Raw genomic sequence first — 22,492 nt, forward strand, 5'->3', positions numbered from 1 at the left:
ACCCACCAAAAAGGCCGGCTCCCGAAAGGTGGCCGGCCTTTTGCTTTGCCTCAGAGCCCCTCAGGCTTTGCCCCGCCATAGGCCCAGTCGAGCAATTCGACCGTATGCAGGATGGGGATTTTGGTGCCGCTGGCGATCTGGGTGATGCAGCCGATGTTGCCGGTCGCGATCGCATCCGGCTTCGTCGCCTCGATGTTCTTCACCTTGCGCGCCTTCAGCTTGGCCGAGATTTCCGGCTGCAGGATGTTGTAGGTACCGGCCGAACCGCAGCAGAGATGGCCCTCGGCCGGATCGCGCACGACGAAGCCGGCGCGCTTCAGAAGCTGCTTCGGCGCAAGCGTGATCTTTTGGCCGTGCTGCATCGAACAGGCGGAATGGTAAGCGAGCGTCATGCCGCGCGCCTCCTGTTCCGGCAGGTCGAGGGTCGCCAGATACTCGGTGATGTCCTTGGCCAGCGCCGAGACCCGTGCGGCCTTTTCCGCATAGGCGGGATCGAGCCTGAGCATGTGGCCGTAGTCCTTGATCGTCGTTCCGCAACCCGAAGCGGTGATGACGATGGCGTCGAGTCCACCTTCGTCGGCAACCTTGAGCCACGCATCGACGTTGCGGCGCGCGGCTTCGAGCGCCTGGTTCTCGCGGCCCATGTGATGCACCAGCGCGCCACAGCAGCCCTCGCCGGCCGAAACGACCACCTCCACACCAAATCGCGTCAGAAGCCGGATCGTCGCCTCGTTGATCTCCGGCTTCAGCACGGGCTGGGCGCAGCCGCTGAGCAGCGCAACGCGGCCGACACGCTTGTCCTTGGGCGCATGAACGCCGGGTGTGGCCGAAGCCGAGGGCTCCGCCACGACGGCGGGCGCCAGATCGAGCATCACGCCAAGAGTTTTCAGGAAGGCGACGCGCTTCATCAATCCGGCGAGCGGCCGGGCAAGGCCGGCTGCCTTCAGCGACAGGCGGAAGCGCTGCGGATAGGGCAGCACCGCTGCGAGCACGGAACGCGCCAGCCGGTCCTTGAACGGGCGGCGATAGGTGTTTTCGATATGCACGCGGGCATGGTCGACGAGATGCATGTAGTCGACGCCGGAGGGACAGGTAGTGGTGCAGGCGAGGCACGACAGACAGCGGTCGATATGGGTGACCGTTTCCTTGTCGGCCGCCCGGCCGTTCTCCAGCATGTCCTTGATGAGATAGATACGCCCACGCGGGCTATCGAGCTCGTCGCCGAGCGTAACATAGGTCGGACAGGTCGCGGTGCAGAAGCCGCAATGCACGCACTTGCGCAGAATGGCCTCGGATTCGGCCACGTGCGGATCGGCGAGCTGCGCGGCGGTAAAATTGGTCTGCAAGTGCGAACTCCACTCTTCGTCCTGCGGAACCGGGCGCTTCGCGCCGCGGTCGATTGCAACATTCTGTTTTCAGCTTCCTTCGACCTTGCCGGTCTCCGGTTGCATACCGGCCTAAACCATCCAGCCCTCGGGATTGGTGATCGGCTCTTCGCGCGCGGCCCTTTGCAGGCCGACGACGCAGCGCACGACGATCCAGACAGCGGTGGCGATGAAGCCGAGGATGCCGACAAGCACCACCGTCAGCAACAGCGAGATCAACAGGAACAGCAGCGATATCCAGAAGGTCCGGATCGCCCAGACATAGTGCGTCTGGACCCACGGCGCGCCCTTGCCACGATTGAGATAGGCCATGACGACGCCGATGATCGGCGTGATGCCCACCGCAAACCCGACGAGATAAAGGACATAGATCACCTGCACGTTGATCTTGCCCGGCTCCAGCCAGCGATCGGTCTCCCGGGAGAACGGTGTCTGCGGACCCTTATCGCTCATGCTTGTCTCTCCTGTTCCCTTGCGAATGCGCTCAGGAAATCGCGGCCATGCGGCCGGGATTGAAGATCCGGTGCGGGTCGAACTTCGCGCGCACGCGCTCGCTCAACTGTGCCACGGGCAAGGGTTGCGGTTCAAACGATGAAACGGCCTGACGGTAGCTGTCATCGGCCCTGACGAGGGTCGCGTGGCCGCCGCCGAGAACCTTGATGTAACGGCGCACCAGTTCCGCCTCGGGATCGGCCTCCATGCGCAACCATACGAGACCGCCCTGCCAGTCGTAGAAAGCGTCGACGCCGGTCTGCAGCCGCAGTGCTGCTACCAGTTGATGGCCAAGCGACGGGGCGACGGACGCGCGCCAGAGCGGCTTCCTGGTACCGTCGGCATAGGGTTTGACGTCGCGGATCTCCGTCCAAAGCCTTGCTGTTTGCGATGCATCAAGCCGCGTCACCGCGCCGAAGCGGCCGACTGCCTTTGTCAGCTTTTCAGCCCTGATCGCAACGGATGCCTCCAGCCCTTCGAGCCTGAGCACGGTGACTGCACCATCCGGAAGGTTGCCATCCAGGAACCGTCCGCGCACGCTCTCGGGCAGATGCGCCGCGCCGGAAACCTCAGTTGTCTGCGCCATTGCCTCGGCCATGACCGCCGCCGCCTCGGCATCGTTGAGCCCGGAGACGACGATGGTCTCCGACGCCGGCGGCAGCGGCAGGACGCGGAAGGTGACTTCGGTGAGGATGCCGAGCGTGCCATGCGAGCCAGCCAAAAGCTTGACCAGATCGAGACCGGTGACGTTCTTCATCACACGCCCGCCGGCCTTGATCGCCTCGCCCTCGCCGTTGACGAAACGCACACCGAGCAGGCTGTCGCGGGCGGCACCGGCGACATAGCGCCTGGGGCCGGATACGTTGGCGGCAAAGACCCCGCCGATCGTCGGCTCACCCGAGGAGGCGAAGATCGGCCGGTGATCCATCGGCTCGAAGGCGAGCATTTGCCGGTTTTCGGCCAATGCCTCGCCGATCTCGCGCAGTGGCGTTCCCGCAAGCGCAGTGATCGTCATTTCGGCCGGATTGTAGCTGACGATGCCGGAAAGGCGGCGGGTCGACAGCACCCGATCGGCGCGCACAGGATTGCCGAGGCCGGAGCGCGTGTTGCCGCCGATCACTGCGAGCGACGCCTTGTCCGCCGCCATGGCGCGAACGACGGTCGCAATCCCCTCTTCGCTGGCCGGTTCGAAATGCACGATCATGCGGCGGGACGCCCTTTAAGAGGGAAGACCTTGGACGGGTTCAGGATCCATTGCGGATCGAAGGCAGCTCGCGCCGCCATCTGCTGGTCGAGGTCGATCTGGTTGTACTGATGCAGCATGAGATCCCGTTTTTCGATGCCGACGCCATGCTCGCCGGTGAGGCAGCCACCCGCGTCGACGCAGAGCTTCAGGATATCGTTCCCGGCAGCCTCGGCGCGCGCAGCATCCTCCGGGTCGTTGATGTTGTAGAGGATCAGCGGATGCATGTTGCCGTCGCCGGCGTGGAAGACATTGGCGACGCGCAGGCCGTAGCTCGCGACGATCTCACCGGTGCGGGCAAGCACATGGGAGAGTTGGCTGAGCGGCACGGTGCCGTCCATGCAGATATAGTCGGCGATGCGGCCGGTGGCGCCGAAGGCGGATTTCCGGCCTTTCCAGATCGCGGCCGCTTCCATGGCCGACTGGCATTCCTTGATGGTCGCGACCCCGTGACGGCGCGCGACCGCAACGATGCTCGCGAGCATCGCATCCATCTCCGGCTCGGAGCCTTCGACCTCGACGATCAGTAGCGCTTCGACATCGAGCGGGTAGCCGGCGTGGGCGAAGGCTTCGCAGATCTCGATCGCCGGCTTGTCCATGAACTCGATCGCGACGGGAATGATGCCGGAACCGATGACATCAGCGACGCAGGCGCCGGCCGCCTCCGAGGAGGCAAAGCCGAAGAGCACCGGGCGGGCTCCCTCCGGTTTGGCGATCAACCGCACCGTCGCCTCGGTGACGATACCGAGCTGGCCTTCCGAGCCGCAGACGAGGCCGAGCAGATCATAGCCCGCCGCATCCAGCGCCTTGCCGCCGAGATCGACGACGGTGCCATCGAACAGCACCATCTTCACGCCGAACAGATTGTTGGTGGTGACGCCGTATTTCAGGCAATGAGCACCGCCGGAATTCATGCCGATGTTGCCGCCGATCGTGCAGGCGAGCTGCGAGCTCGGGTCGGGTGCATAAAAGAAGCCATCGGCGGAAACCGCCTCGGAGATGTTGAGGTTGGTAACGCCCGCCTGAACGGTGGCGGTGCGATTGAAAAGGTCGACATCGAGGATGCGCGACATCTTCGAGAGGCCGATGACGACCGCATCCTCTTGTGGGATGGCACCGCCCGAAAGCGAGGTACCGGCCCCGCGCGGCACGACGGGAACGCCGTAGCGGCTGCAGTATTTCAGGAGCGCGGCCACCTGTTCGGTGGTTTCCGGCAAGGCGACCGCCAGGGGCATGCGGCGATAGGCGATGAAGGCATCGGTCTCGAACGGCTTCAGTCCGCGCTCGTCGCTGATCAGACAGCCCTCGGGCAGCAGGTCCGAGAGGTCGGCGATAATCTCGCGGCGCCGGGCGATAACCTCTGGTTTCGGCTGCAGAAAACCGATTGTCTCCGCCATCAGCTCCTCCCGCCGCATATCGATTGGTTCATTTTCTTTACCACTAGGACAGAGGCCTCGCAAATGCTATTGAGCTTTTCCGTTTTGGAAATAATGGCAACGATTGATGACGAATTTAGGCGATCTTGAGATTTTTGCACGGGTCGTTTCCACCGGCAGTATGTCGGCAGCGGGGCGGGCGCTGGGGTTTTCCCCAGCTGTGATCTCCAAGCGCATCAAGAGACTCGAAGACCGGCTCGGCACGCGCCTCCTTCAACGCACGACGCGCCAGATTTCGCTGACGGAAGCCGGCCAGGGCTTCTACGACCGGGTGCTCGGCATTCTGACCGGCATCGAGGAGGCGGAAGCCTATGCGTCGGGCCGCTCGTCGCATGCGCTCGGGGTGCTGCGGATATCGGCACCCACCTCCTTCGGCCGCATGCACATCGCGCCGCATCTGACCAAGTTCATGAAGGACCATCCGGATCTGAAACTGCACATCGTGCTGACGGACGAATTCACCGACATCGTCGCGGAAGGCTTCGACATGGCGGTTCGGATCGGCGAACTGGTGGATTCGTCGCTCGTCGCCCGTAAGCTTGCCCCCGTCCGCCGGCTGCTCTGCGCCTCGCCGGACTACATCGCCCGCAACGGCGCACCGAAAGAGATCGGCGACCTCGCCAACCACCTCTGCCTGCCGGCGCATAACAACGACAATTGGAAGCTCGAAGGGCCGGAGGGCGCGCTGGTCTGGCACCCGGAAGGGCCGCTCGTCACCAACTCCTCGGAGATTGTGCGCGCTGCCGTCATCGCCGGCGCCGGCGTTGCACTGCGCTCCACCTGGGATATCGGCCCGGAATTGCGCAGCGGCCAGCTGGTGCAGGTGCTACCGCAATGGGAAGGTTCGAAGCAGCTGACGCTTTCGGCCGTCTACCCAAGCCGCCAGTTCCTCCCGGCCAAGGTGCGCCTCTTCATCGACTATCTCGCCGAACTCTACGGACCGATCCCCTATTGGGAGCAGTAGGCGAACCGGCCTGGCATCTTTGTTTTCCGCAATTCCGGACGCAAAACCGCTGCACACTTTTGCTGGAATTGCTTACTTATGCTCGCTGTCCTCGTGGTGGCGGCGAATGCGGCGCACGATCAGCCAGACCCCGGCAACGGCGAAGGGCACGGCAAGCCCGGTCAAGAGACCGGGATCGATCGGCAGCTCGTGGCTGACCGCCTTGGCGAGATAGCCGAACAGCCCGACCACGTAATAGGAGATGGCGGCGACCGACAGGCCTTCGACGGTCTGCTGCAGGCGCAACTGCAACCTGGCGCGCCGGTCCATCGAGTTCAAAAGCGCGCTGTTCTGCCGTTCAAGCTCGACGTCGACCCAGCTTCGAAGCAGCGCCGTGGCGCGGGCGAGCTTGCGCGACAGGTTCGCCTGGCGCTCCTCGACCGACTGGCAGGTGCGCATGGCCGGCGCCAAACGTCGTTCGAGGAAGGTGCCGATGGTCTCGTAGCCTGGCACCGGCGTTTCGGCGAGCGTGCGGATGCGCTCCTGGACGATGCCGTAATAGGCGCGGCTGGCGCCGAAGCGATAGAGGCTGAGCGCGGCACCGGCCTCGAGATCGGCCGCGAGCCGAGTGATCTCGGCCAACATGTCGTCGGCCTCCTCGCGCACGTTTTCCTTCATGCGCTGGGTCACCGCCGTCAACCCGTCCTCCGTCCGGCGGATTTCCGGCGACAGCGACTGCGCAAGCGGCAGGCCCATCATCGCCAGCGTCCGGTAGGTTTCGATATCGAGCAAGCGCTGGACGAGTGCGCCGGTACCGGCTTCCGTCATGCCGCGATCGATCACCAGGATCTGCGTCAGGCCGTCACCGTTCTGGCGGAAGTCGGTGACGATCACCGCCTGGCCGTTCTTGGTCTCGCTGTAACAGAGGCTCGTCGGATCGAAGAGGCCGATGGCCTCGCGGGTCTCGGGCGTATCCGGCCGGATCTCGAGGCGGATGCCGGAGATCAGAGAGCCGGGCGGCGAAAAGCCGTCGCCGAACGGATGGATCGGCACATCGCCGCCGAATTTCTCCGGCGGCGGCGCGTCCCAGAAATAGGTGGAGAATTCGGTATGACGCTCCCAGCGCAGCGTGCCCTGCCCCCAAGGCATCGCGTGATGGTTGGCGTCACGGCCGGGCGGCGCGATGCCGCGGGCCCGCGAAAGCTCCGACAGCACGGCGTGATCGACGATCGAGCCACCATCTGTCAGGAAGGCGAGCTGAAAGATCACCCGCGGCGTGGTCACCAGCGCATAGGGGCGCGAATGAACCTCGCCCAAGGCCAAAGCGCGCATCGGCGCCACCGGAAATGCAAAACTACCCTTTGCCATGAAGCGCCTTGTCCCCCTCACGCGTTCATCACAACTTTCTTATCAACGGAAAGAGCAAAAGAACAAAGGACGCATTGCCGCAGTTTGACTTTTGTCAGTCGCATCCAATCGGACGCACCCAAGTGGACAATCAAATTGACCACTTTGCGCGACCTGCCTAGATTGCGGCGCTGAGCATCGACGCTCCTTTCGCCCTTGCCGCATGCAAACCGACCACATTCGCGATTTCGGGCAAACCCGGCCGAAATCCGCGTGATCTGGAGACCAGACGTGACCGAAGACCAGATCGACCTTTTCGCCCGTATCAGCCATAGCCGCACGGCGGACGAGGTCGTGCAGCAGATCGAGCTTTTGATCCTCGAAGGCGTATTGCGCGACGGCGACCGTCTGCCCGGCGAGCGGGAACTCTCCAAGCGCTTCGACGTGTCGCGGCCGATCCTGCGCGAGGCGCTGAAGGAACTCGAAGGGCGTGGCCTGGTCGAAAGCCGCCACGGCGGTGGCACCTTCGTCGCCGACGTCGTCGGGCAGATCTTCTCCAGGCCGCTGATCGACCTCATTGCGCGCCATCACAAGGCAACCCAGGATTACCTCGAATACCGGCGCGAGCTTGAGGGGCTGACAGCGGAACTCGCCGCCACCCGCGCGACGGATTACGACCGGGACATCCTGACACGGATCATCGAGCGCATGCGCAGAGCGCACGCCGCCGGCGATTTTGACGCCGAACTCGAAGCCGATATCGAGCTGCATCAGGCGATCGGTGAGAGCGCCCACAACATCATTCTCCTGCACACGCTGCGCGCCTGCTACCGGCTGCTCCAGCAGGGCATATTCTTCCATCGCAATTCGGTCTTCGATGCGCCGGGGGCGCGCGACCGGCTTCTTGTGCAGCACGAAGCGATCTACGAGGCGATCATGGCAAGGGATCCGGCGAAGGCGAAAGCCGCCTCGCAGAGCCATATCGACTTCGTCGCCGCCGCCACCCGCGAGGCGGAACGCACCGGAGAATGGAACCGCATCGCCCGCCTGCGCATGCAGCAGCGCGACCGCGCGAACTGACAGATCGGGCCCGCGCCCGACCCCCGGCTCTACCCTGCAGCCGCCTCTCCGGTCGGAATCAATCGCCCTTGCGATCTCGAACCGTTCCACCCCGAAACCAATCGTGATCCGACGACAACGTATGGCTGTCGGTCGGTTTGCAAATATGCCGCGAAAACACCATATCCTGTCGTATCCGGACCACAGTTCTGCGGAAAGCAAACCGCATATCCGGCTGCCGAATACCCGCGACATTTACACGCTGCAGGACGCTGCCATACTGGCCGGCAAAGCAATTAAAGCCACTGATTCGCCGAGAGGAGCACAGACGACCTTGAACTTCTTGAACAGGCTCGCATCCGATGTCCAATTGATGCTGCGTCGACCGGCGCGCATGCAGTATGCCGCGCTCTGCTATCGGATCCGCAAGAAGACCAAGGCCCTCGAAATCCTCCTGATCACCAGCCGCGATACCGGCCGCTGGGTCATTCCCAAGGGATGGCCGATGCAGGGCAAGCGCGCCCATGAAGTGGCCGAGCGCGAAGCCTACGAGGAAGCCGGCGTCAAGGGGCATGTGCAGAAGGCGACCGCCGGCTACTATCTCTACCAGAAGCGCATGGATCACGGGCTGAAGATTTCGGTCAAGGTGCAGGTGCACGCGTTGGAAGTCGACGATCTCTGCAAGCACTTCCCCGAGGAAGGGCGCCGACAGCTCGAATGGGTCGACTACAAGGAAGCGGCCTCGCGGGTTGCCGAACCGTCGCTGAAAGATCTCATCCTTGCCTTCGGTGAACGCATGGAGAGCGCAGCGAGCCCGATGCCGAAGGCTGTGAACGGCTAGCCTTTCAAGCATTCCAAGAGCATTCGACGCCGCCAGACGCGGGTTCCCGGCCTGCGCCATACGGATGTCCATCAAATCCACTTGAATGCGTGTCGCTGTGGCCTTAGTGGCCGTCGTGACAATGGAGTTCCAGGTAGTGGCACAGCCGCGCATACGCCTCGCAAAACAAACGATCGACAAAGACCTCGACAAGCTCAGCCTTGCCGAAGAGGCGTCGCAACATGTCAAGCGCAGCCTCGCGGCACCTGCGCTCGCCGGGCTGTTCCTGCTCTTGAGCATGGCCTTCGCCGCGAGCTTCGTGACGAGCTCCGCCAGCGCGCCGATCATCATCGCGGCGGCTGCCATTGCCGGCTACATGGCCATGAACATCGGCGCGAACGACGTGACCAACAACGTTGGCGCCGCAGTCGGCGCCAAGGCGATGTCGATGGCGACGGCGCTCGCCATCGCCGCGATATTCGAGATCGCCGGGGCGCTGCTTGCCGGCCGGCAGGTCGCGCTGACGATAGAGGCGGGCATCGTCTATGGCGAAGACGTGCTTGGACCACAGGCAATCGTCTGGATCATGATGTCGGCACTCGCTTCCGCGGCGGCCTGGATCAACATCGCCACCTATTCCGGGGCACCGGTCTCGACCACGCACTCGATCATCGGCGGCATCGTCGGCGCCGGCATCGCGGCGGCCGGCTTCTCGAGCGTGCAATGGTGGTCGCTCGCCGGCATCACGCTCAGTTGGTCGGTCTCGCCGCTACTCGGCGGCGCCATCGCCGCAGCCCTCCTCGCTTTCCTCAAGGAATTCATCATCTACCGCGAGGACAAGATCGCCGCGGCCAGGCGATGGATGCCGGTCATCCTTGGCGTCACCGCCGGCTGCTTCATGGCCTATCTCGCGGTGATCGCACTGGTTCAGGTGGCCGCGATCACCATGCCCGTGGGTCTTGCTGCCGGCGGCGTCGCCGGTTTTGCGGTCTATCTGCAGGCAAAGCCCTGGATCGCCAGCCAATCGGAAGGGCTCGAAAACCGCAACCAGTCGCTGCGCCGGCTCTTCCGCCTGCCTTTGATCGTAGCGGCGGCACTGCTTTCCTTCGCTCACGGCGCCAACGACGTCTCCAACGCCATCGGTCCCTTGGCTGCGATCGTCTCGGCGCTCGACGGCGTCATCACGACGGACAAATCACCGGCGCCCCTGTGGGAACTTGCGATCGGCGCGCTCGGCATCTCGATCGGTCTGCTGCTCTACGGCCCGAAGCTCATCCGAGTCGTCGGCCAGGAGATCACCAAGCTCAATCCGATGCGCGCTTTCTGTGTGGCACTGGCCACCGCGGTCACCGTGCTGCTGGCATCGGCGCTCGGCCTGCCCATCAGCTCGACGCACACGGCCGTCGGCGCCGTCTTCGGCGTCGGCTTCTTCCGCGAATGGTACATCCGCAATTCCAAGCGGCGGCTCGAATATGTCCGGCAAAAAACGGGACAGGCGGATTTCATGGAATCGGCGGAAACCAACTTTGCCGAGGTGCGGCGCCGGCATCTCGTCCGTCGCTCGCATTTCCTCACCATTATCGGCGCCTGGGTTATCACCGTCCCGGCCTCTGCCGCCCTGTCGGCCGTACTTTATTTCATCCTCTCCGGCATTTTCACCTGAAGGCCTCCTCAATGCGCGCCAATTTTCGCATGCAGCGACTGTTCGTCGAACACCCCTTGAGTGCCGGCTCGGCGCACGAAGCGTCCAAGGAACAGTTCAACTACCTGGTGAACGTGCTGCGTTACGAAGAAGGCGCCTCGATCCTCGTCTTCAACGGGCGCGACGGCGAGTGGCGGGCCGAGCTTTCCTTCGCCAGCAAGAAGCGCTTGGTGCTGACGCCCGTCGAGCAGACGCGCCCCCAGCCGGCGCCTTGCGATCTCGTCTATCTCTTTGCCCCGCTCAAGGTCGGGCGGCTCGACTATCTCGCGCAGAAGGCCGTCGAAATGGGCGCCGGCACTTTGCAGCCGGTCATGACGCAACATGTGCAGGGCAAGCTTGGCAATATCGAGCGGGTTCGCGCCAACGTCATCGAGGCGGCCGAACAATGCGGCGTACTCGGCATTCCCCATGTCGAGGAACCGCGCCGGCTCGAAGACCTGCTTGCCACCTGGCAGAGCGACCGGCGCATTATTTTCTGCGACGAAGGCAGCGACAGCCAGAATCCGTCGCCGATCCTCGCCGGCATCAAGGAAAAGAAGCTCGCGCTGTTGATCGGCCCGGAAGGCGGCTTCTCGGAAGCCGAGCGCACGCTGCTGCACAGCCTCGATTTCGTCACCGCCATTCCGCTCGGGCCCCGCATCCTCAGGGCCGACACGGCAGCCGTCGCCGCCATGGCGGTCATCCAGGCAACTGTCGGCGACTGGCGATAGCCGGTCGTTCCCGGGCAAATCGGACACCGCTCGCTCCCCTAGAAGGGGACGATCTCTCCGGCAAGGCAGGATTGGGTCACCAGTACCCATTTCCGCGGTGCTTGCTCCAGAGCAAGCAAATGTCCTACTTTTTTTGATGAGATCTTGAAAGAAATTGACTTGCACCGCACCTGATTACGGTTCAAGCAGCCTCCATCAACTCCCGCTAACCTGCGGGAGCCGCCCAAACAAAAGAAGACGCTCATGGCCCGAGATACCACCGACCAGACGCCGGTAACCTCTGTCGCTGACCTGACCGCCTACCTGGCAGAAGGTTCGAAACCGGAGGAGCGGTTCCGGATCGGCACGGAGCACGAAAAGTTCGCCTTCTTTAAGGCGGACAACAGCCCCGTCCCCTATTTCGGCGAGGCCAGCATCCAGGCGCTTCTGAACGGCATGGCGGCGAAAAGCGGCTGGGAACCGATCATCGACGAAGGCAACATCATCGGCCTTGCCGAACAGTCGGGCAATGGCGCGATCTCGCTGGAACCGGGTGGACAGTTCGAACTTTCCGGCGCGCCGCTCGAAAACCTGCACCAGACCTGCAAGGAATCGAACCAGCATCTGGCGGTGCTGCGCGAAGTCGCCGAGCCGCTCGGCATCCGCTTCCTCGGCATCGGCGGCAGCCCCAAGTGGACCTTTGATGAGACCCCGCGCATGCCGAAATCGCGCTACGGCATCATGAGCCGCTACATGCCGAAGGTCGGCACCCAGGGCCTCGACATGATGTATCGCACCTGCACGATCCAGGTGAACCTGGACTTCTCCTCGGAAGAGGACATGCGCCGCAAGATGCAGGTGTCCTTGAAGCTGCAGCCGCTCTCGACCGCGCTGTTTGCAAGCTCGCCCTTTACCGACGGCAAGCCGAACGGGCTTCTCTCCTGGCGCGGCGACATCTGGCGCGACACCGACAACCAGCGCGCCGGCCTGCTGCCGTCCGCCTTCCGTCCCGATTTCGGTTTTGCCGACTACGTGGAGTGGGCGCTCGACGTGCCGATGTACTTCGTCGTGCGCGACGGCCACTACCACGATTGCACCCACATCACCTTCCGCCAGTTCATGGGCGGCGCACTCAAGGGCGAGGTCGCCGACTGGCAGCCGAACATGGGCGACTGGACCAACCATCTCTCGACGCTGTTCCCCGACGTGCGCCTGAAGCGCTTCCTCGAAATGCGCGGCGCCGATGGCGGCCCGTGGCGGCGGATCTGCGCGCTGCCGGCCTTCTGGGTCGGCCTGCTCTACGACCGCGAGGCACTCGACGCCGCCGAGGCACTGACGCGCGACTGGACCTTCGAAGAGGTGAGTGCCATGCGCAACGCCGTGCCGGCTCAGGCGCTTGCCGCCAAGTTCCGCACCGGCACGCTTTACGACGTTGCCCGCGAGGTCATCTCCATTTCGCGCGGCGGTCTGAAGCGCCGCAACAGGCTGAACGGCGATGGTATCGACGAAAGCCAGTTCCTGGCGCCGCTCGACGAGGTGCTGGCCAAGAAGGCAACGCTCGCGGAAGACCTTTTGGCGCTCTACAATGGCCGCTGGAACGGCTCCGTAGACCCGGTCTTTGCCGAGTACCAGTATTAAGGCTCGGACAGGGGCGCGGTGCTCGTCGCGGCCCTCTCAAAAAGCGGTTCCCAGTCCCTGATTTCCCGTTATAGTGCAAGGATATGCGTCGCTTAGAGCGCCGCGCGTCCATAAAGGGGAACTGGGATGGCACCGCTTTTCGACATGTTCGCGCAGGCGCAGAACGGCAAGGCCATCGAGCTGATGGCGCAACAGTTCGGCATCGCCCAGGAGCAAATGACGAAGGCGACAGCGGCGCTGCTGCCGGCCTTCTCGGCGGCTTTCAAGCGCAACACCGCCAACCCCTACGACTTCGGCGCCTTGCTGACGGCGCTCGGCAGCGGCAACTACGCCAAATACTTCGAAGACATGAGCCAGGCCTTCACGCCGCAGGGCATGGCCGACGGCAACGGCGTTCTCGGGCAACTGTTCGGCTCGAAGGAAATGTCGCGCGCGATCGCCGCGCAGGCGGCCCAGGTCACCGGCGTCAGCCAGGAGATCTACAAGCAGATGCTGCCTGTGATGGCCGATACGCTGATGGGCGGGCTGTTCAAGCAGACAACCGGGCAATTTGCCGCCGCAAGCGATGCCTTTGCCAACAACCCGATGGCGACCGCGATGCGGCAATGGATGGAAGCGGCCGGTTTCGCCAAGAAGCCGGAACCGCAGCCGAGCCCGTTCGACAACCCCTTCACCCAGGCGATGCAGGGCTTCTTCGGCATGGCCCCGAAGAAGGAAGAGAAGCCGAAGACAGCCGACGTCTTTGCCGACAACCCCTTCGTCAAGGCGTTTCAGGACATGATGCAGGCGGGTGCCGCCGGCGCGCAGAAGCCGGCAGCCGACAATCCGGCGCTGGCCCAATTCTCCCAGGTCATGAACAGCATGTTCGACACCGGGCTGGAGATGCAGAAAGAATACCAGAAGAACGTCGAGGCGCTGTTCGACCTTTACAAGACCGGCCCCGGCACGAAGAGCTGAGGCCAAGCCTCCCCGTCACATCCCGCGCCTCCATCGGACGGCAATCGCCTGCAAGTGCGGGCGTCAGCGCGTTGTTTCGAACAGCTTCGGAAAGAAAAAGGCCCGGTGCATGTCTTGGTCATGCACCGGGCCAAGCGGCAGGGTCTATTGGCTCTACCCTGCGGGGAACGTTTGGGCGCGCGACCGTTGAGGTCAGCGGCACCGAATTTCGCAGCATGACCCGCGGCGGCGGCAGGCTTTCGCGGATCATGCTCGACTGGCACATCTCAAGCGGCGGGATGCGCCATTGGGGACGATCAGTCGTGGCGGGCCCCTTTGTAGAAGAGGCTCGCCCGGTTTCGCGACGCGCGTGTCAGGTAACTCGCCGGATTGTCGAAGAAGGGCGAGGTAATCGCCTCGCGCACATCTTCGCGTTTCAGCCCCATGTCGAGGAGCTGGCGGTCATCCAGGTCGTTCAGACGGCCGATCGCATAGCGATTTCGGAGGAGCTGCCATACGGACGTTAGCATGCCTGTCACGCCGACGGCGCGGGAGGCATAGGACTGCGTTCCGGCAACGAGGTCGAGATCGAGGGCGTGCTGTGTCGTGCGCATGACAATTTCTCCTTTCAGGCACGAAGAGGCCCATCCCCTGCGGGAGATCAAACGCAGGGGCGGGCCAAAGAGTTTGGGATTCGCTGGCGAAATTGCCGGCCGGGGATCGATGAATTTGCCTCCGATAGATCGCAAATCCTTATTGATCAGTCCAACGAATGTTTTTAATGATATTCATCAAACAATCTTATGGATGCATTACGGCCATGTCCGCACCCCTTGATATCGATCAGCTCCAGACCTTTGTCGCGATCGCCGATACGGGCAGCTTCACCAAGGCGGCCGACCGGGTCTTCAAGACCCAATCCGCCGTTTCCATGCAGATGCGCCGCCTGGAAGAGCGCATCGGCAAGGCGCTGTTCATGAAGGACGGCCGCGGCAACCGGCTCACGGTCGAAGGCGACCGGCTGCTCAATTTCGCGCGCCGGATGATCCGCCTCAACAACGAGGCGATCGCTTCCTTCGACGACAATCGCCTCGAAGGCACGCTCCGGATCGGCACGCCAGACGATTACGCCGACCGCTACATGCCCGAGATCATCATGCGTTTTGCCAAGACGCATCCGAATGTCGAGCTTTACATCATCTGCGAGCCCTCCGTGGACCTCGCCGAGAAGATGGCCAAGGGCGACCTCGACATCGCGCTCGTCACGCACAATCCGCGTGCCCGCGCGTCGGACGTGGTGCGGACCGAACCGCTCTGCTGGGTGAGCTCGATCAACCACCCGCTGCCCGAGAACGCACCGATCCCGCTTGCTGTCGGCCGGCGCGACTGTCTGTGGCGCCAGGCGGCCTGTGCCGCACTCGATGCGACGGGTCGGGAGTACCAGATCCTGTTCACCAGCTGGTCGTCGACGGTCGTCGCCGCCGCTGTGCTGGCCGGCATGGCCGTCTCTGTCCTGCCGGAATCGGCGCTTCGTCCCGGCATGAAGGTGCTGACGCTTGCGGACGGCTTCCCGGCCTTGGCGCCGGTGCAGATCGGCATCATGAAGCGTCCGGGCCTTTCGCCCTCGCTTTCGAACGCGATCAGCAACCACATCACCGCCTGCCTCGACAACATCACGCCGATCAGCGCCAACGACGACCTCGAGGCCGACATCAAGGGCTTCCCGCGTTATCCGCGCCTCCGGCAGAGCCATATGCTGCCGGGCTGGTAAGAGCTGCAGAAAGCGGAAAAGGCCACGCACCAAGCCGGTGCGTGGCCTTTTTTTGTCCAGAGATCAGCACGCGGCCGAACTCGATACCAGTCTATTCGGCTGCCGCGCCGACGGCGTCGGCTTCGTAGCCGTGGGCCGCGTGAAGGGCGGCGCGCACACCGGCCTCATAGTCCGGGTGGACGCGCTTGAAGTGCGCAAGCTGGCGCTCGACGATCGGCCCCGGCACGCCGCCCATCGCCGCGGCGATGTTGGAGAACAGGCGCGCCTTCTGGCCGGCATCGAAGAGGTTGAAGAGCGCACGCGGCTGGACGTAGTCGTCGTTGCCTTCGCGGTGGTCGTAGCGGGCCATGTCGCCGCTGATGCGTAGCGGCGGTTCCATCGCGGAGGGCTGCTCGACCGGGCCGTTGAACGAATTCGGCTCGTAATAGGCACTCGGATTGCCGGTCTGAATGCCGCCGAACGTGTTCATCTGGCCATCGCGGTGATAGTGATGCACCGGGCATTTCGGCCGGTTGACCGGAATGTGCTCGTAATGCGTTCCGAGCCGGTAGCGGTGGGCGTCGGCATAGGAGAACAGCCGGGCCTGCAGCATCTTGTCCGGCGAAAAGCCGATGCCGGGCACGATGTTGGACGGCGAGAAGGCGGCATTCTCGACCTCGGCGAAATAGTTCTCCGGGTTGCGATTGAGCTCCAGCACGCCGACCTCGATCGGCGGATAATCTGCATGCGGCCAGACCTTGGTGACGTCGAAGGGATCATAGGCCGTCTTCTCGGCTTCGAGCTCGGGCATGATCTGCACCTGCAGCGTCCAACGCGGATAGTTGCCCTCTTCGATCGCCCCATAGAGCGCTTCCTGGTAGCTTTCGCGCGTCCGGCCGATCACGTCTGCCGCCTCGGCGTTGGTGTAGTGCTTGTGGCCGTGCTGGGTCTTGAAGTGGAACTTGACCCAATAGCGCTCGCCGGCGTCGTTCCAGAACGAGAAGGTGTGCGAGCCGTAGCCGTTCATGTGCAGCGGCGACACCGGACATCCGCGATCGGACATCAGGATCGTGACCTGATGCAGGCTTTCCGGCGACAGCGACCAGAAATCCCACATCGCGGTCGCCGAACGCAGGTTGGTCTTCGGGTGGCGCTTCTGGGTGTGGATGAAGTCCGGGAACTTGTAGGCGTCGCGAACGAAGAAGATTGGCGTGTTGTTGCCGACGAGGTCCCAATTGCCCTCGGGCGTATAGAATTTCAGCGCGAAGCCGCGCACGTCGCGTTCGGCGTCGGCAGCACCCAGTTCACCGGCAACAGTCGAGAACCGCGCCAGCATCGGCGTCTCGGCGCCGGGCTGCAAAACCTTGGCCTTGGTGTATTTCGAGATGTCGCCGGTGATCTTCAGCGTGCCATAGGCGCCCCAACCCTTGGCGTGAACGGCGCGCTCGGGAATGCGCTCGCGGTTTTGATGCGACAGCTTCTCGATAAGCTGATAGTCCTGCATCATGACGCCGCCGCGCGGGCCGGCCGTCAGCGAATTCTGGTTGTCCGGCACCGGGGCTCCGGCACTCGTCGTCAATATGGGTCGATCAGACATCGCGTCCTCCTGTCAAAGGGTTTCGCGTCCGGGTGGTCGCACAGGACCGACGGCAGCCGGCCGCAATCTGCGCGGCGATCAAAGCCCGAACGCTCTGGCAAGAGGTTTTTCCCACGGCGCCTCGATAATCTCCAATTGCATAAAAATTAAAGATCGATAAGATTTTCCTATCATGCTTACACTCAGACAGATGCGCTATTTCGATGCGCTCGCCTCCGCTCGCCACTTCGGCAAGGCGGCCGAACTCGTCCATGTCAGCCAGCCGGCGCTCTCCGCCCAGATCATGGAAATGGAGAACCACTTGGGCGTGAAGCTGGTGGAGCGCAGCCGCAGCGGCGTCTTCTTGACCCGCAAGGGCGAAGAGGTTTTGGCCCGTACCCGCGCCATCCTCTCTGAGGTGGATCAGCTGGAGTTGAGCGCGCGCGCCAGTTCCGGCACGCTCGAAGGGCGGATCCGCATCGGCGTCATCCCGACGCTTGCCCCCTACCTCGTGCCGCGGCTGGTGCCGCACCTGCGCCAGGTCTACCCGGCAATCGAGATCGAACTGAAGGAATCGGTGACATCAAGACTGGTCGCCGATCTCGGCGAGGGTCTGCTCGACGCCGTCGTCGCCGCCTTGCCGATCGAGGCCGACGGACTTTCGACGAAGCCGCTCTTTTCCGACCGCTTCTACATGGCAATGGCGGACGACGAGCGAAACATCCTGATGTCGCCGCTGACTGAAGACCAGGTGGATGTCGAACAGTTGCTCCTGCTCGAAGAGGGCCATTGCCTGCGCGATCAGGCGCTCGCCGTCTGCAGCACGGCCGGCAAGCGCCGTCTCGTCTCGTTCGGCGCGACCTCGATGACGACGCTCCTGCAGATGGTCGCCAACGGCATGGGCATGACGCTCATCCCCGAGATCGCGATCGCGACCGAGGCGGCGCGCAACTCCATCCGCATCGTACCCTTCGCCGCGCCTGAACCGGCGCGCGAGATCGGGCTTATCTGGCGGCGCAGCAGCCCGCGCGAGCGCGACATGGAAGCGCTCGCAGCGGCGATCAGCGGCTGCGCCGACGATATTCTCCAGGCGGCAGCGGCCTGAGCGTAGCAGCGCTCAGGCGAGCTTGGCCTTCAGGAACTCGACCGTCCGGCTCCAGGCGAGATCGGCCGCGGCCTTGTCATACCGCGCGGCCGAGGTGTCGTTGTTGAAGGCGTGGTTGACGCCGTCATAGACATAGATCGTCGCGTCCTTGCCGTTGTCTTTCAGCGCCTTCTGATAGGCGTCGATGCCGGCATTGATGCGTTCGTCGAGGCCTGCATAGTGCAGCAGCAGCGCCGCCTTGATCTTCGGCACGTCTTCGGCCTTGGGCTGCGCGCCATAATAGGCGACGCCGGCCTTCAAATCCGGGGATCCGACCGCGAGCCGGTTGACGAGACCGCCGCCCCAGCAGAAGCCGATGGCGCCGACCTTGCCGGTCGATTGCGCGTGTCCTTCCAGAAACGCCACGGTCGCCGCCGCATTCGCGGTCGTTGCCGCCGCATCGAGCGCGCCGATCATCTCGCGCGCCTTGTCCTCGTCCGTCGGCGTGCCGCCCGCAGGCGACAGGAAATCCGGCGCCAGCGCCAGGAAGCCTTCGAGCGCCATGCGCCGCGCGACGTCGCGGATATGCGGGTTCAGCCCGCGGTTCTCATGGATGACGATGACCGCCGGCAGCTTGCCGCTCACCTCTGCCGGACGAACGAGATAGCCTTTCATATCGCCGGCAGCGCCGGGATAGGTGATGTCCTCGCCGGTCACGCGGGTGTCGTTTGCAGCCACGATCTCCGCCTTGGCACCATTGGCCGCCAGCAGCGGCGCGATCGCCGCGGCCGCAGCCGCGGAACCGGCGAGACCGGTGAGCTTTTCCATGAAGCGACGGCGATCGAGGGTCAGATGCGTGTACTCGTCATAGGCGTCGATCATCGCCTGCGTGATTTTCGGTTCCTGCATGCCAGCCTCCTTCGGTTCTTATCTCCCGCGGCGGCAGACAGAACCGCCCGCGACAGAATAGGTCGGCGGGCGGTCTGGAACATACAAACTTGCGTTACTGCCGCGTGTTTCCTTTCGCCCTCACAGGTCGAAGCTCCCACGCACGCCGATCAGCCGTTGAGGTCGAGCACGATGCGACCGTCGATCTTGCCTTCCTCCATGCGCTTGAAGATGGCGTTGATGTTCTCGATCTTGTCCCAGGTGAAGTGCGAGGCGACCTTGCCTTCACCGGCGAACTCGAGCGATTCCTCCAGATCCTGCCGCGTCCCGACGATCGAGCCGCGGATGGTGATGCGCTTCAGAACCGTATCGAAGATTGGCAGGCACATCTGGCCGGGCGGCAGGCCGACCAGCGCCATGGTTCCCTTGGAGCGGAGCATGTTGAAGGCCTGCTCCATCGCCTTGGGCGCGACGGCCGTCACCAGGGCACCATGCACGCCCCCGGTCGCATCTCGCACCTGCTCGACCGCATCCTTGTCGCGCGCATCGACGACGAGGTCGGCACCAAGTTTTCGGGCAAGCTCCAGCTTGTCCGGGAAGATATCGACGGCGGCGACATGCATGCCCATGGCCTTGGCATATTGCACCGCCATGTGCCCGAGTCCGCCGATGCCCGAGATCAGCGCCCATTCGCCCGGACGCACTTCGGTTTCCTTCAAGCCCTTGTAGACGGTGACGCCGGCGCAAAGGATGGGGGCCGCGGGCCCGAATTCGAGCTTTGCCGGCAGGCGGCCGACGAAGTCAGGATCGGCGAGGCCGTATTGCGCAAACGTGCCGTTGACGGAATAACCGGTGTTCTGCTGGCTGCCGCAGAGCGTTTCCCATCCGGTGCGGCAAGGCGTGCAGCCGCCGCAGGCGGTGTGCAGCCACGGAACGCCGACGCGGTCGCCTTCCTTCAGCCGCGCGACGCCGCTGCCGAGCTTGGCGACATAGCCGACGCCTTCATGTCCGGGGATGAAGGGCGGCTTCGGCTTGACTGGCCAGTCGCCGTTGGCGGCGTGCAGGTCCGTGTGGCAGACGCCCGTCGCCTCGTATTTGATCAGCACCTGGCCGGGACCCGGCTCCGGTATCGGCACATTCTCGATTACCAGCGGCTTGCCGAATTCGCGCACCACGGCGGCTTTCATCGTTGCGGTCATCTCGTCCTCCGATGCGTTGTTGCCCAACGCCGGAGAGACTACGCGCAAAAGCGGCATCGGGTAATTGATACGCATCAAGACGGGAAGATGAAGGCGCAGACTGTCTCAGATCTGCGTCAGAATGGCGGTGCGCCTATCCGGATCAGCTCATCGCCATCCAGACGGCAAGCCACACCCACATCGCAAACAGCGTTGCAACACCGCCCATGAACAGCGGGCGGCGATAGCGCAGGCGATTGCTGGTCACATGCACGAAGGCGTGCACATAGCGCAGGGCAACGAAGAGCCAGGCAAGAGCGAGGGAGACGATGTTGTCGGCCTCGGTGATGTAGAGCAGCACGCAGCAGACGTAGAAGAGAACCGGCAGCTCGAACTGGTTGGCGATGCTGTTTTTCACCACCAGGCTTTCGCCCGGCTCGTCACGGTTTTCGCGAAACTGGCCGGCATTCGCCTTACCGGCGCGCACCAGGCCCATCCGGCGGAAGGAGAGAAGAGCATAGAGGCAGAAGACGAGGAAGACATGCGCCACGATCGGCCAGAAAATCTCGAAACCCGTCATTACGCTACTCCCTCAAACACGCTTACTCTGAAATAGCGAAGGGCGCCGCGCGATGGCGCGGCGCCCTTCGAATGCAATCGCAATCAGTGCGCGCCCGGGTAGTTCGGGCTTTCGCGAGTGATCGTCACGTCATGGGCGTGGCTTTCGCGCAGGCCCGCGCCGGAGATGCGCACGAACTGGGCGCGCTCCTGGTATTCCTTGATCGTCGGGCCGCCGACATAACCCATGGAGGCCTTGAGGCCGCCCGCGAGCTGGTGCAGGACGCCTGCGACCGGACCCTTGTAGGGGACCTGGCCTTCGATGCCCTCGGGAACCAGCTTCAGCGTGTCGCGCACTTCCGCCTGGAAGTAGCGGTCCGCCGAGCCGCGCGCCATGGCGCCAACGGAGCCCATGCCGCGATAGGCCTTGAAGGAGCGGCCCTGGTAGAGGAACACTTCGCCCGGGCTTTCATCGGTGCCGGCAAGCAGCGAGCCGATCATGACGGCCGAAGCACCGGCGGCGATCGCCTTGGCAAGGTCGCCAGAGAACTTGATGCCGCCATCGGCGATGACAGGAATGCCGGCCGCCTGGGCGGCTTCGACGGCGCCCATGATCGCAGCGAGCTGCGGCACGCCGACACCGGCGACGATGCGCGTGGTGCAGATCGAGCCCGGGCCGATACCGACCTTGACCGCATCCGCACCGGCATCGATCAGCGCCTTGGTGCCGGAGGCGGTCGCGACGTTGCCGGCCATGATGCGAACCGAGTTCGAGAGCTTCTTGACGCGGGCGACCGCGTCGAGAACGCGCTGCGAGTGACCATGGGCGGTGTCGACGACGATCAGGTCGACGCCGGCATCGATCAGTCGCTCGGCGCGCTCAAAGCCGTCATCGCCGACCGAGATGGCGGCGGCGGCACGAAGGCGGCCCTGCGCATCCTTGGAGGCGTTCGGGTTCACCTGTGCCTTCTCGATATCCTTGACGGTGATGAGACCGACGCAACGGCCGTCGCCGTCGACCACGAGCAGCTTTTCGATGCGATGGGCGTGCAGCAGGCGCTTGGCTTCCTGCTGGTCGACGCTTTCCTTGACCGTGACCAGGTTCTCATGGGTCATGAGTTCGTGGATCTTCTGGTTCGGATCCGAGGCGAAACGAACGTCGCGGTTGGTGAGGATACCGACGAGGCGGCCCTGCTTCTGGCCACCGGCACCGCCGTTTTCAACGACCGGGATGCCGGAAATGCCATGCTGCTTCATCAGGCCGAGCGCATCGGCGAGCTTGGCGTCGGGACCGATGGTCACCGGATTGACGACCATGCCGCTTTCGAACTTTTTGACCTGGCGAACCTCTTCGGCCTGCTCGGCCGGCGTCAGGTTGCGGTGGATGACGCCGATGCCGCCGGCCTGCGCCATGGCGATTGCGAGACGCCCTTCAGTCACCGTGTCCATGGCAGACGACAGGATCGGCAGGTTCAGGTCGATGTCCTGGGCAATGGTGGTCGCGATGTTGGTCTGACCCGGCATGACTTCGGAATGCCCGGGCAGGAGCAGGACGTCGTCGAAGGTCAGAGCCTCCAGACCAGTTGCCGTTTCGATGATGCGCGCCATGGCCAATTCCCTTCAAATAGCGAAAATCCCCGGGGACGGGCTGCGTTTTGTCCACCGGGCGACTTCAAAGCGTGTCTTGGAAGTTGGCGAGGGCTCGTAACACGGATATGTCAGGATGAAAATAGCCAAAGCCGGGAAATGTCCCGCCGTCGGCCGATAT

At 63.7% G+C, this 22,492-nt stretch carries 20 protein-coding genes; 9 read left to right on the forward strand and 11 right to left on the reverse strand.

What is annotated here, in order from left to right; all coding sequences use genetic code 11:
- Positions 1–50 precede the first annotated feature (50 nt).
- The 4 genes from glcF to ASD63_RS23080 all read right to left on the reverse strand — a co-directional run bounded on the left by glcF (position 51) and on the right by ASD63_RS23080 (position 4,517).
- Entirely contained in the window at positions 51–1,346 is a 1,296-nt protein-coding gene (gene glcF, locus ASD63_RS23065; RefSeq protein ID WP_082572962.1) for a glycolate oxidase subunit GlcF, read from the reverse strand.
- Between the two features lie 111 nt (positions 1,347–1,457).
- The gene (locus ASD63_RS23070) at positions 1,458–1,838 is read right to left on the reverse strand and encodes a membrane protein (protein ID WP_034800937.1); all 381 of its coding nucleotides are present in this window, start codon (positions 1,836–1,838) and stop codon (positions 1,458–1,460) included.
- 31 nt (positions 1,839–1,869) lie between these two features.
- Positions 1,870–3,081: a glycolate oxidase subunit GlcE gene (gene glcE, locus ASD63_RS23075; protein ID WP_034800935.1), complete on the reverse strand. Its 1,212-nt coding sequence runs from the start codon at positions 3,079–3,081 to the stop codon at positions 1,870–1,872.
- A complete protein-coding gene (locus ASD63_RS23080) occupies positions 3,078–4,517 on the reverse strand; it encodes an FAD-linked oxidase C-terminal domain-containing protein (protein ID WP_034800933.1) in 1,440 nt (479 codons plus the stop codon). Before ASD63_RS23080 ends, glcE begins: the two co-directional genes overlap by 4 nt.
- A gap of 106 nt (positions 4,518–4,623) precedes the next feature.
- On the opposite strand from ASD63_RS23080, the gene ASD63_RS23085 reads away from it, so the two are divergent.
- Entirely contained in the window at positions 4,624–5,520 is an 897-nt protein-coding gene (locus tag ASD63_RS23085; RefSeq protein WP_034800931.1) for a LysR family transcriptional regulator, read from the forward strand.
- Positions 5,521–5,592: 72 nt separating this feature from the next.
- Here the strand turns inward: ASD63_RS23085 and ASD63_RS23090 are convergent, their stop codons facing one another.
- Entirely contained in the window at positions 5,593–6,867 is a 1,275-nt protein-coding gene (locus ASD63_RS23090) for a DUF3422 family protein (protein WP_034800929.1), read from the reverse strand.
- A 270-nt stretch (positions 6,868–7,137) separates the two neighbouring features.
- Between ASD63_RS23090 and ASD63_RS23095 the strand changes: the two genes are divergently transcribed.
- The 6 genes from ASD63_RS23095 (at position 7,138) to ASD63_RS23120 (ending at position 13,711) form a co-directional block, all read left to right on the forward strand.
- A complete protein-coding gene (locus ASD63_RS23095; RefSeq protein WP_082572963.1) occupies positions 7,138–7,926 on the forward strand; it encodes a FadR/GntR family transcriptional regulator in 789 nt (262 codons plus the stop codon).
- Between the two features lie 313 nt (positions 7,927–8,239).
- Positions 8,240–8,746 carry an NUDIX hydrolase gene (locus ASD63_RS23100; RefSeq protein ID WP_034801419.1) on the forward strand — a complete coding sequence of 169 codons (507 nt, stop codon included), beginning with the start codon at positions 8,240–8,242 and terminating at the stop codon, positions 8,744–8,746.
- A gap of 136 nt (positions 8,747–8,882) precedes the next feature.
- Positions 8,883–10,388, forward strand: coding sequence for an inorganic phosphate transporter (locus tag ASD63_RS23105; RefSeq protein ID WP_034801417.1), 1,506 nt, complete (start codon positions 8,883–8,885; stop codon positions 10,386–10,388).
- A gap of 11 nt (positions 10,389–10,399) precedes the next feature.
- Positions 10,400–11,137: a 16S rRNA (uracil(1498)-N(3))-methyltransferase gene (locus tag ASD63_RS23110; protein WP_034800927.1), complete on the forward strand. Its 738-nt coding sequence runs from the start codon at positions 10,400–10,402 to the stop codon at positions 11,135–11,137.
- 243 nt (positions 11,138–11,380) lie between these two features.
- Positions 11,381–12,754: a glutamate--cysteine ligase gene (locus ASD63_RS23115; RefSeq protein ID WP_034800925.1), complete on the forward strand. Its 1,374-nt coding sequence runs from the start codon at positions 11,381–11,383 to the stop codon at positions 12,752–12,754.
- A gap of 126 nt (positions 12,755–12,880) precedes the next feature.
- Positions 12,881–13,711, forward strand: coding sequence for a DUF937 domain-containing protein (locus ASD63_RS23120; protein WP_034800922.1), 831 nt, complete (start codon positions 12,881–12,883; stop codon positions 13,709–13,711).
- A gap of 296 nt (positions 13,712–14,007) precedes the next feature.
- Here ASD63_RS23120 and ASD63_RS23125 read toward each other — a convergent pair whose 3' ends face one another.
- Complete coding sequence (locus tag ASD63_RS23125) at positions 14,008–14,304, reverse strand: DUF1127 domain-containing protein (RefSeq protein ID WP_034800920.1); 297 nt, start codon at positions 14,302–14,304, stop codon at positions 14,008–14,010.
- A 206-nt stretch (positions 14,305–14,510) separates the two neighbouring features.
- Here ASD63_RS23125 and ASD63_RS23130 point away from each other — a divergent pair, with 206 nt between their 5' ends.
- Positions 14,511–15,461 (forward strand): LysR substrate-binding domain-containing protein, encoded by a 951-nt coding sequence (locus ASD63_RS23130; protein WP_034800917.1) that lies wholly within the window; start codon positions 14,511–14,513, stop codon positions 15,459–15,461.
- 91 nt (positions 15,462–15,552) lie between these two features.
- Here ASD63_RS23130 and katA read toward each other — a convergent pair whose 3' ends face one another.
- Complete coding sequence (katA, locus tag ASD63_RS23135; RefSeq protein ID WP_034800915.1) at positions 15,553–17,037, reverse strand: catalase KatA; 1,485 nt, start codon at positions 17,035–17,037, stop codon at positions 15,553–15,555.
- Positions 17,038–17,209: 172 nt separating this feature from the next.
- Between katA and ASD63_RS23140 the strand changes: the two genes are divergently transcribed.
- Positions 17,210–18,121 carry a hydrogen peroxide-inducible genes activator gene (locus tag ASD63_RS23140; protein ID WP_034800912.1) on the forward strand — a complete coding sequence of 304 codons (912 nt, stop codon included), beginning with the start codon at positions 17,210–17,212 and terminating at the stop codon, positions 18,119–18,121.
- A gap of 12 nt (positions 18,122–18,133) precedes the next feature.
- On the opposite strand, the gene ASD63_RS23145 is transcribed toward ASD63_RS23140, so the two are convergent.
- From ASD63_RS23145 to guaB, 4 genes are all read right to left on the reverse strand, one after another.
- The gene (locus ASD63_RS23145; protein WP_034800909.1) at positions 18,134–19,009 is read right to left on the reverse strand and encodes a dienelactone hydrolase family protein; all 876 of its coding nucleotides are present in this window, start codon (positions 19,007–19,009) and stop codon (positions 18,134–18,136) included.
- Between the two features lie 149 nt (positions 19,010–19,158).
- Positions 19,159–20,187: an alcohol dehydrogenase AdhP gene (gene adhP, locus ASD63_RS23150; RefSeq protein WP_034800906.1), complete on the reverse strand. Its 1,029-nt coding sequence runs from the start codon at positions 20,185–20,187 to the stop codon at positions 19,159–19,161.
- A 142-nt stretch (positions 20,188–20,329) separates the two neighbouring features.
- Entirely contained in the window at positions 20,330–20,746 is a 417-nt protein-coding gene (locus ASD63_RS23155) for an MAPEG family protein (protein WP_034800904.1), read from the reverse strand.
- Between the two features lie 83 nt (positions 20,747–20,829).
- Positions 20,830–22,332 carry an IMP dehydrogenase gene (gene guaB, locus ASD63_RS23160; protein ID WP_060529843.1) on the reverse strand — a complete coding sequence of 501 codons (1,503 nt, stop codon included), beginning with the start codon at positions 22,330–22,332 and terminating at the stop codon, positions 20,830–20,832.
- Positions 22,333–22,492: the final 160 nt, after the last annotated feature.

It is taken from the genome of Ensifer sp. Root558 (assembly GCF_001427045.1).
GTDB lineage: Bacteria > Pseudomonadota > Alphaproteobacteria > Rhizobiales > Rhizobiaceae > Ensifer > Ensifer adhaerens.

Coding starts and splice junctions, on each gene's coding strand:
- ASD63_RS23070 (WP_034800937.1), bottom strand. CDS start 1,838: ATGAGCGATAAGGGTCCGCAGACACCGTTCTCCCGGGAGACCGATCGC.
- glcE (WP_034800935.1), bottom strand. CDS start 3,081: ATGATCGTGCATTTCGAACCGGCCAGCGAAGAGGGGATTGCGACCGTC.
- ASD63_RS23080 (WP_034800933.1), bottom strand. CDS start 4,517: ATGGCGGAGACAATCGGTTTTCTGCAGCCGAAACCAGAGGTTATCGCC.
- ASD63_RS23085 (WP_034800931.1), top strand. CDS start 4,624: ATGACGAATTTAGGCGATCTTGAGATTTTTGCACGGGTCGTTTCCACC.
- ASD63_RS23090 (WP_034800929.1), bottom strand. CDS start 6,867: ATGGCAAAGGGTAGTTTTGCATTTCCGGTGGCGCCGATGCGCGCTTTG.
- ASD63_RS23110 (WP_034800927.1), top strand. CDS start 10,400: ATGCGCGCCAATTTTCGCATGCAGCGACTGTTCGTCGAACACCCCTTG.
- ASD63_RS23115 (WP_034800925.1), top strand. CDS start 11,381: ATGGCCCGAGATACCACCGACCAGACGCCGGTAACCTCTGTCGCTGAC.
- ASD63_RS23120 (WP_034800922.1), top strand. CDS start 12,881: ATGGCACCGCTTTTCGACATGTTCGCGCAGGCGCAGAACGGCAAGGCC.
- ASD63_RS23125 (WP_034800920.1), bottom strand. CDS start 14,304: ATGCGCACGACACAGCACGCCCTCGATCTCGACCTCGTTGCCGGAACG.
- ASD63_RS23130 (WP_034800917.1), top strand. CDS start 14,511: ATGTCCGCACCCCTTGATATCGATCAGCTCCAGACCTTTGTCGCGATC.
- katA (WP_034800915.1), bottom strand. CDS start 17,037: ATGTCTGATCGACCCATATTGACGACGAGTGCCGGAGCCCCGGTGCCG.
- ASD63_RS23140 (WP_034800912.1), top strand. CDS start 17,210: ATGCTTACACTCAGACAGATGCGCTATTTCGATGCGCTCGCCTCCGCT.
- ASD63_RS23145 (WP_034800909.1), bottom strand. CDS start 19,009: ATGCAGGAACCGAAAATCACGCAGGCGATGATCGACGCCTATGACGAG.
- adhP (WP_034800906.1), bottom strand. CDS start 20,187: ATGACCGCAACGATGAAAGCCGCCGTGGTGCGCGAATTCGGCAAGCCG.
- ASD63_RS23155 (WP_034800904.1), bottom strand. CDS start 20,746: ATGACGGGTTTCGAGATTTTCTGGCCGATCGTGGCGCATGTCTTCCTC.
- guaB (WP_060529843.1), bottom strand. CDS start 22,332: ATGGCGCGCATCATCGAAACGGCAACTGGTCTGGAGGCTCTGACCTTC.